Source organism: Bradyrhizobium sp. P3_C3 (assembly GCF_056402655.1).
The window spans coordinates 1-640 of record NZ_JBFUGY010000149.1 but is presented as its reverse complement, the minus strand read 5'-3'; the positions used below and the strand labels follow the sequence as shown (position 1 = coordinate 640).

Annotated in this window: 1 protein-coding gene; it reads left to right on the top strand. The window is 58.0% G+C overall.

The genetic code is table 11. From position 1 onward, the window contains the following. On the top strand, positions 1 to 189 hold a 189-nt coding region (locus AC1DW2_RS43860; protein WP_477009220.1), incomplete at its 5' end, for a hypothetical protein. Positions 190 to 640: the final 451 nt, after the last annotated feature.

The following is a 640-nucleotide window of genomic DNA, read 5'->3' as shown; positions in this document are numbered from 1 at the left end:
CATGTTGGCTGGGGTGCCGACGATGGGAGTGAGCGTTGCGCGATCATCGGGGTGTGTAGATCGCATATCACCGAGAACATCGACAAGATCGCAACCACACGCGAGCAGGCCTTCGCTTTGATCGATGAAGTCGCCCAACAGATGAAAACGGATTGGGACGAAACTCACGACGTGGTCGAAAGAAAATGAACGATGCGTCAGGCACCGATGACGTCGCGCGCTACAATCAGGTGTGTAACGCTATCCTGCTGTCGAGCGCTTCAAGCAATGGGCAACCCGCAAGGGCGTCGTTTTTCACGACGAGCTGCGACCGGGAACACGATGCACAAGTGCATCACCGCTGTGCGGTCGCTGCCGATGGAGCTGCGGCTCAAGTCGAGGCGGTGGCTGGAGGAGCGGGGATTAGAAGCGCTGGATGATGGCGATGTCTAGATGCGGTAATGGGCCCGGCTCCGGAGCAAGGGGTCATGATGGTGGCTGTCCCCCGATAGATGATGAAACGGGGTCACGACTTGAGTCGGCCCCAAGCATCTGGAGACGGAGGACAGCCGTGGAGAATTATGCCGGAATCGACGTGTCATTGGAACTGTCGAGCGTGTGTGTTGTGGACGCCCAGGGTAAGATCCTGAAGGAAGCGAAG